This is a genomic window from Actinomycetota bacterium (assembly GCA_028698215.1).
Classification (GTDB): Bacteria; Actinomycetota; Humimicrobiia; order Humimicrobiales; family Humimicrobiaceae; genus Halolacustris.
On the sequence record JAQVDY010000042.1, the window covers coordinates 1 to 7,802 of the forward strand.

Sequence of the window (7,802 nt, forward strand, 5' to 3'; positions counted from 1 at the left end):
GATGACGCCTCTACCGTTACCGGGGCAGACCTGGATACCTCCGGTGGGTATCTGGCCATGGGCAGTGAAGGACTGGGAGAGTCTTCCAGTTTTGCCGGCAGTGACTAGGATAAGAGGAGGAAATTAGTAAAGCTCCTTATAAGTATAAACAGCTTATAAGGAGCTTTTTTTATTAATAATAAATAATAGACCTTTAGGTAAGAATGTAACCTCCATCAGCTACTATGAGGCTGCCACAGAAATAAGTGGCTGCCTTGGAAGCCAAAAATACAAAAATACCCTTTAACTCTGCAGGATCTGGTATTCTTTTCTGGGCTGCCTTATTAGACCATTCATTCAAATAGTATTCATCAGCTTCCACCAATAAAGGAGTGCCTATATAGCCAGGAAGTACAGCATTTACCCTTACATTATAAGGGGCCCACTCATAAGCCAGACATTTGGTTAACTGGGACACTGCTGCTTTGGAAGCATTATAATTAGCCTGCTTCTGGGGCTGGTTTACAATGATAGCTGACATGGAAGATACATTAATTATGCTACCCTTTTTCCGTTTAATCATTTCCTTGCCGACCCACTTGGAGCAAAGGTACACCCCGTTCAAGTTCACATCTATTACACTCTTCCATTCATCGTAGGTCATTTCCTCTGCCGCTTTCCATAAAACAATACCAGCATTATTTACTAAAATATCTATTTTACCAAACTCCGACATTACATCTTCCACCATTTTTTTAACGTCTTCTTCATTGGTTACATCTGCCTGCAGTGTAATGGATTTTCTGCCGAGTTTTTTTACCATTTCAGTAGTTTCTTTGCCTGCTTCCAATAGCTTGTCTACTACTGCCACATCAGCACCTGCTTCAGCTAACCCCAAAGCTACTTCCCTGCCCAAGCCCCTGCTGGCACCAGTGACAATAGCTTTTTCTCCATCCAACTTAAAATCCGATAAAATACTCATTACCGCTCCTTTATTATTGTATTATAAAACCTAGTATTTAACTTCTTGCCAATGCTTTTATGTTTAAGTAAAACTTGAATGGCTTAGTACTAAACAACCTTTTATCTTGGGTTTATAATATTTAAAATGTAAAAGCTTCTGTAGTATGTATAAATATAATCTGCTCATAGAAGTTCTGTAAAATTACCTTTCACGGATAGGTTGATTTAAAATTATTCTAATTGAAACCAATTTAAATGTAAACACCTCGCCCTGCAAAGAAAGTGGGGCGCGAAATAAAATTGGACAGCCTGAATAATTTCAGTTTCTATTGCGTCCTTAAATATATTTATATTATAATATATATATTAATCCTGTAACTTTTTATACAAAACTAAAGATATTTTATGAGCACAAGAACACATCTGCAACAGGTCGCATATTATTAAAAACCAAGCAAAATTTCAACCATTTTATAATCCACAAAAGGAGTTGACAGTATATGAAAGCATTGTATCTGATGCAAAAACAGGTTCTTCAAGAAAGAGATTTGCCTATTCCAGAGCCCACTGACTGTGAAGTACAGATAAAAGTAAAATCAGTGGGGGTTTGCGGTTCTGATATACATTATTACGAGCATGGGAGAATCGGGGATATGATAGTAAGGGAACCCCTCATATTAGGCCATGAAGTCTCTGGTGAAATTACAAGGATTGGCTCTCATGTAAAAGATTTGGAGATTGGAGAACTGGTAGTAATTGAACCTTTTGTTGTATGCGGCAAATGTGAAGCTTGCAGAACCGGTAGATACAACTTATGCCCTGATCACAAATTTTATGCTACTCCTCCCTTTGACGGGGCTTTGAGAGAATACGTCACCTTTGATTCTTCCTTTGTCCATAAAGTACCAGAAGGAATTAATGCAGAATTAGCTACCCTGGTAGAACCCATGGCTGTAGGTATTTATTCTTCCCGGTGCGTTGGTACTGGTTTGGGGGATAAAGTAATTATATACGGAGCAGGGGTAGTAGGCTTATGCTGTTTAATTTGTGCTTACAGCGCAGGTGCTAAAGAGGTAACCATGGTAGACGTCAGGGATGACAGGCTTAAGATTGCTGAAAAGCTGGGAGCAACCAGGATTATAAACCCTGCCCATGATGATCCCAGCCAATACTTAAATTATTACGATATTGCCTACGAATGTTCAGGAGCAGAACCGGCTTTAATTGATGCCAGCAACCGAGTAAAAGTGGGGGGCCGTATATCAGCCATCGGTTTTCATACTAAAACCACCCAGGAAGCCCCTATCACCCAGATGGTCATAAAGACACAGCAATTGGTAGCTACATTTAGATATGCCAATTCATTCCCAGCAGCTTTGGATATAATTCTTAAAAATAGGGATAAAGTAACAAAATTTATTACCCATAGGTTTAAATTCGAGGATTCTGAAAAAGCCTTTATTGCTGCCAGGGACGATAAAAGCGCCATAAAAGTAATGATTAATATGTAGCAGCCTAAAAATTATATAAATTTAAATAGATAAAGCCAAATTATAAATATGCCCTACAGCAGCCTATTAATGTAAATAATAAACTGCTGTAGGGCATAACCTTAACTATTAATAGCCTTTTTTTGGCTATTACCAATCCTACCTATTTATAATAGCTTTTTCTGAGTCTTTATCAAAAAGATGAATATTATTGGGCTCAAATTCCATCCAGCAAGTATCGCCTCGTTTAAATTTGACACCACCTGCAGTAATAACTACTTGAACCATTGATTTGCTTTCATCTCCGAGCTCTGCAGTTACTACTGTGCTGTCCCCCTGAAACTCAACTATCCTTACTGTACCAGCTATTACTGAATCCCTATTATTTTCTTCTATCACCTTTATCTGTTGTGGCCTAACTCCCATCACAGCATCAGATCCTACAAATTTATCATCAACTTTTCCGGCAATCTCAAATAATTGTTTGCCCTTATCAGTATTAATAAACACTTTATTGGGAGCATCAATACCGCAATTAATAAAATTCATACCTGGCTGGCCGATAAAGTTTGCTACAAACTTATTAACCGGCTGATTGTAAATCTCATCTACGGTACCAATCTGTTGTCTTTCTGCTTCGTGCATAACCAGTATACGGTCACAAAGGGCAATAGCTTCAGCTTGGTCATGGGTAACATAAATGGTGGTGTTGCCCAGTTCTTTATGTATCCTGCTAATTTGTGCCCTTATTTCGCCCCTGATACGCTGATCCATATGAGACAGGGGTTCATCCAGCAAAGTAAGCTTGGGCTTTCTAACCAGGGCCCTGGCCAAAGATACCCTTTGCTGATACCCGCCTGCCAAGGATCCAGGTTTTTTCCTCAATATTGGTTGTAGGTTCAGGGCTTCTACGATTTCCATTACCATTTCATTTAACTTTTCTCCCTTTATGCCTCTAGCCCTTAATGGAAATGCAATATTTTCATATACATCCATGGAATAATAGAGGGCATAGGATTCAAAAGCTAAAGCTATATTCCTATCTGCAGGGCCTTTTTCATTTACCCTTTCACCATCAAAAAGTACGTCTCCCTTACTTATTTCTTCCAGTCCTGCCAGCATGCGCAATGTAGAACTTTTTCCACTTCCTGAAGGTCCCAATATTGCAAGGAATTCTTTATCATTACAGGTAAAGTTCAAGTCTCTAACGCCTACAACATCTCCCTGATAAATCTTCCATACATTTTTGCAATCTATCCTACTCATTTTCACCTCACCTATTACTTAGTCAAATTTATTGTTGGTACATAAAAGAAAGTATTTTCTTCAGGAAAATCAATCCATACCTCGTCACCTATTTCAAATTCACTTCTCTCTACCCCTCCCCTTATGCGGGAATGAAGGAAAGTATTAGCAAGCTCAAAGTATACCAGTGTGCTTTCTGCTTCATGGGTAATAGCGTAAACCGGAAGCTGGAAGGCTTTTTCGGATTGTTTTTCTTTGCTGATATTTATGTATTCACTCCTGATCCCAAGCCTGATATCTAAATCCTGGCCTACGGTTTTAGCTGTTTTTTTAGCATCTACTGCAGCCTCATTAGAAAGCTCTAATTCGAACGAATTCAAGGCATTAAAGAAAGTTTTCCCATCTTTATCTATTAGGGTACCGTCTACCAGGTTCATTGGCGGTTCACCAACCGATAATCCCACAAAATCGGATAAAGGATTCTCGTAGACTTCTTCTGGTGTATCCATTTGCTCTATCTTACCATGCCTTAATACAATCATTCGGTCTGATAAAGCCAGCGCTTCCCTGTAATCATGAGTGACATAAATAATAGTACTGCCATATTTGACTGCAAACTCACGTAATAGGGTTTGGGTTGAAAACTTAAGTTTAGCATCAAGGTGCGCAATAGGCTCATCTAAAAGGTAAACCTCAGGTTTTCTAACTAACGCTCTGGCTAGTGAAACCCTCTGTTTCTGCCCGCCGCTTAATGCTTGAGGCCTTCTATCCAACAGAGCGTCTATACCCAAGAACTTGGCAATCTCTACTACCTTTTCCCTTTCTTCGGCCTTGCTTAATTTAAAATTCCACTTAGGCGCTCTCAAAGGGAAAGCTATGTTCTGGTATACATCAAAATGCGGGTAAAGATTATAGGTTTCGAAAGCCATAGATACATTTCTGGCATGAGGAGGCAAATCATTAACTACCATATCATTAAAATAAATTTTGCCTGATGTAATAGTTTCTATTCCGGCTATCATTTTAAGTATGGTACTTTTCCCAGCACCAGTAGGACCAAGTATAGAAACGAATTCACCCTCTTTGCATGTAAAGCTCAAATCATCTATAGCCATTTTCTTGCCATAATATTTGGTCACATTTTCAAATTTTACTTCTGCCATATCTTACTCCTCCTCATCTTCATCATATTTGGGTCGAGGACCAAATTTAAACACTATAACTGCTAGTATTGTAGCAATAATGAGACCAATCCATGCTGGCACTTGGGGCAATATTCCCATCCATAGGAACATGACACCCATCCATACCAACACTGCCCAAAACAACCAATTTCCCATCGACATTCTTAACTTCATTTATTACAAACCCCCTAACTAGCATCTACAACTATTTATTAATTTCAATTTTGGTTTTATCCTTTAACAGCTCCGAAGGTTAAACCTCTAATAATATATCTCTGCATAAACCACGCTGCTATCAATGTAGGCAATATGCTTATTGCCGCGCCAGCAGCCATGGTTCCATATTGTATATCAATAGACCCCCAGAAAGAGGAAATTAGAACCGTAACCGTTTTAGCCGCACTCCTGGTAAACAGAAAAGCAAACAGGAATTCGTTCCAAGACCAAATCAGGCAAAAAACAGAAGTGGTAGCAATGCCTGGCATAATCAGCGGAATTACAATTCTTCTAAAGATATTGAATCGGCCATAGCCGTCAATGAGTGCAGCTTGCTCTAATTCTTGTGGAACATCCCTAAAGAAGCCGTACAGCAAGAAAGTAGCAAATGATACATTAAAATACATATACAGCAATATTAATGCTAAATGTTTATCTAATAAACCGAGATTACGAAATACAATGAAAAATGGCAAAGCTGCTACTACTGCCGGAAACATCCTGGTGGAAATAGTAACAAAAAGCAAATGGCCGCCCCCAGTATTCCATCTAGCGAAACTATAGGCAGCCGGGACGGCAATTATCATTACTAGTACTGTACTGAGAACACTAACTATAACCGTGTTAAGCAAGTTCTGGAAAAATGGAAACTGAACAAATAGCCTCTGGAAATTTTCCAAAGTGGGTGTAAATAAAAATTGTTGAGCAAAGTTTCCGGTGAAAATGTCCTGAGCCGGCTTAAATGCGGTTAAAAATATCCACGCTAATGGTCCTAGTACTATCAACAATACAATTACCGTAATTATCCAAAAAGCTATTCGCTTACCAACAGAATCTTTATTATACATTGTTGTACACCATCCTTATCATTATTTTGACGCGTCTAGCGCTTTAATCAATTGTCTAAACATAATTGCGGCAATAATCATGGTCAGATACAAGCTCATTATTGCCAGTGTTGAACCATAACCGACATCAAAATATACAAAAGAAGTCCTGTATACCATCCAGTCTAATAGCTCTGTGTTTACGGCTCCACGTGTTGTACCGTACAAAGGATCAAATAACCTTATAAGCCACATGGTCCTCAACAATACAATGATCATAATTAAAGGAGACAGCATGGGCAGGGTTAACTTTCTAAATACCTGCCATCCCTTAGCACCATCTACCTGGGCAGCTTCAAAGGTGTCCTTGGGAAGACCTTTTAACCCGGCCAGAAGTACTGATGCTGAAAATGGGAACCATTGCCATACAGTAATACCGCAAATGGTAAATAATGCCAGGCTGGGATCCCACCATTTTATTCTCGCCAAACCTATTGTTGCCAAAAATTGGTTAATAAAACCAATATCGTATTCAAGCAAGAAATTCCAAACAATAGATAAAATCAAAGGCGCTACCAACAAAGGCAACAGGATAAGGCCACGAATAATGTTTTCTCCTTTAAAATTCCTATTCCATAATGTGGCTATGCCCAACCCAATAAGTAATTCTGAAACTATGCAAATTACAGTAACTGCAGCAGTCCTGCCTAATGGAATCCAAAAATTGGTATCCCTCAACATGGTTCTATAATTTTTTAATCCAACAGCAACCCTTCCTGCCAGGTCTGCATCATAAAAAGAATGAAATATGCTGTAAATCATGGGGTAAATCATAAATGCCAGTAATACCAGAAGTAATGGTATTAACAACACCCATTTAAAATATTTCTCACTTGAAAGAACTTCCCAGACTGAGGGCTTTCTCCCTAGATCCATTTTGTTAATTGTAACACTTTCATTTTTTACACTCGACATATTAACTACTTCCTCCCTCTTTCCTAATCCTAAACATCATTCTTTCATATTAAAATTAGTACTTATAAAGGGGAAGGAATAAGATTGCTCTGATCCCCTCCCCTTACTCTAGAGATAATTACACTAGGTATAATCGTTCCATAGAGCTCATATCATTATTCTTCAACGCTAATAGGTATGGTATCGTGCCTGGTTACCAAATCTACCATTTGCTGATTCAAAGAATCAATACAAGCCTGTGGTGACAATTCACCGCTGAATCCCTTGGAAAGAGTATTCATGTGCATCTCAGTTACTTTACCAGCTGAAGCTGAATTGAAGTAATATGCGTTATCTATAATAGCAGCATAATCTTCATTAGCCAGGATATAGCTTAGGTAATCAACCAAAATACCAAAAGGATACTCATTTTCTTCTGAATGCCAGCTAGGATCTGCTAATACATCAGACCTGGTAGCCAACTGGCCTGCGTCTTTCATAACTGAAGTCTGAGTTTCCAAAGAACCTAGATACCTTACTAACCAGTAAGCAGCTTCCTGATTATCAGAAGCAGCAGCTACACCATAGGACCAAGCACCAGTGTAGGGTCCTTCACCTATGGTAGGATAGATGCCTAACCTTGCATCAGGATCATTAGGCACTACGTTTTTGTTTAACTCGTCTACAGCCCATGCAAAACAGTTAGAATACATCATACCTACTAGAGGAGTGTCTCCCTGGCTAACAGCAGCAACAACAAAGTCAAAGTTAGCAGTTAAAACTCCAGGAGAAGCATACTGTACTCTTCCTACATATTCTTCCATGGTCTGTACCATCAGGTCAGTGTATTCTTTGGTGATAATATATTCGGTTACCGCGCCAGAATCATCTTTAACTACTTCGCAATAGTCTCCGCCATTACCCCAAAGGTAGGTTGAGAACTC

7 protein-coding genes are annotated in these 7,802 nt (G+C 39.0%); 1 reads left to right on the forward strand and 6 read right to left on the reverse strand.

Going from position 1 to position 7,802, the window contains the following annotated elements:
* Positions 1–193 precede the first annotated feature (193 nt).
* Positions 194–961, reverse strand: coding sequence for an SDR family oxidoreductase (locus tag PHN32_08625; protein MDD3777653.1), 768 nt, complete (start codon positions 959–961; stop codon positions 194–196).
* Positions 962–1,442: 481 nt separating this feature from the next.
* Between PHN32_08625 and PHN32_08630 the strand changes: the two genes are divergently transcribed.
* Positions 1,443–2,453 carry an NAD(P)-dependent alcohol dehydrogenase gene (locus PHN32_08630; protein ID MDD3777654.1) on the forward strand — a complete coding sequence of 337 codons (1,011 nt, stop codon included), beginning with the start codon at positions 1,443–1,445 and terminating at the stop codon, positions 2,451–2,453.
* 138 nt (positions 2,454–2,591) lie between these two features.
* On the opposite strand, the gene PHN32_08635 is transcribed toward PHN32_08630, so the two are convergent.
* From PHN32_08635 to PHN32_08655, 5 genes are all read right to left on the reverse strand, one after another.
* The gene (locus PHN32_08635; protein MDD3777655.1) at positions 2,592–3,698 is read right to left on the reverse strand and encodes an ABC transporter ATP-binding protein; all 1,107 of its coding nucleotides are present in this window, start codon (positions 3,696–3,698) and stop codon (positions 2,592–2,594) included.
* Between the two features lie 14 nt (positions 3,699–3,712).
* Positions 3,713–4,840, reverse strand: coding sequence for an ABC transporter ATP-binding protein (locus PHN32_08640; protein ID MDD3777656.1), 1,128 nt, complete (start codon positions 4,838–4,840; stop codon positions 3,713–3,715).
* A gap of 251 nt (positions 4,841–5,091) precedes the next feature.
* Positions 5,092–5,925 carry a carbohydrate ABC transporter permease gene (locus PHN32_08645; GenBank protein MDD3777657.1) on the reverse strand — a complete coding sequence of 278 codons (834 nt, stop codon included), beginning with the start codon at positions 5,923–5,925 and terminating at the stop codon, positions 5,092–5,094.
* A 21-nt stretch (positions 5,926–5,946) separates the two neighbouring features.
* A complete protein-coding gene (locus PHN32_08650; protein ID MDD3777658.1) occupies positions 5,947–6,879 on the reverse strand; it encodes a sugar ABC transporter permease in 933 nt (310 codons plus the stop codon).
* A 155-nt stretch (positions 6,880–7,034) separates the two neighbouring features.
* The coding region (locus tag PHN32_08655; protein ID MDD3777659.1) for an extracellular solute-binding protein at positions 7,035–7,802 on the reverse strand (768 nt) is incomplete at its 5' end.

Excerpts from the sequence above, each read along its gene's own strand:
- PHN32_08625 (MDD3777653.1), bottom strand. The coding sequence starts at position 961 with ATGAGTATTTTATCGGATTTTAAGTTGGATGGAGAAAAAGCTATTGTC.
- PHN32_08630 (MDD3777654.1), top strand. The coding sequence starts at position 1,443 with ATGAAAGCATTGTATCTGATGCAAAAACAGGTTCTTCAAGAAAGAGAT.
- PHN32_08635 (MDD3777655.1), bottom strand. The coding sequence starts at position 3,698 with ATGAGTAGGATAGATTGCAAAAATGTATGGAAGATTTATCAGGGAGAT.
- PHN32_08640 (MDD3777656.1), bottom strand. The coding sequence starts at position 4,840 with ATGGCAGAAGTAAAATTTGAAAATGTGACCAAATATTATGGCAAGAAA.
- PHN32_08645 (MDD3777657.1), bottom strand. The coding sequence starts at position 5,925 with ATGTATAATAAAGATTCTGTTGGTAAGCGAATAGCTTTTTGGATAATT.
- PHN32_08650 (MDD3777658.1), bottom strand. The coding sequence starts at position 6,879 with ATGTCGAGTGTAAAAAATGAAAGTGTTACAATTAACAAAATGGATCTA.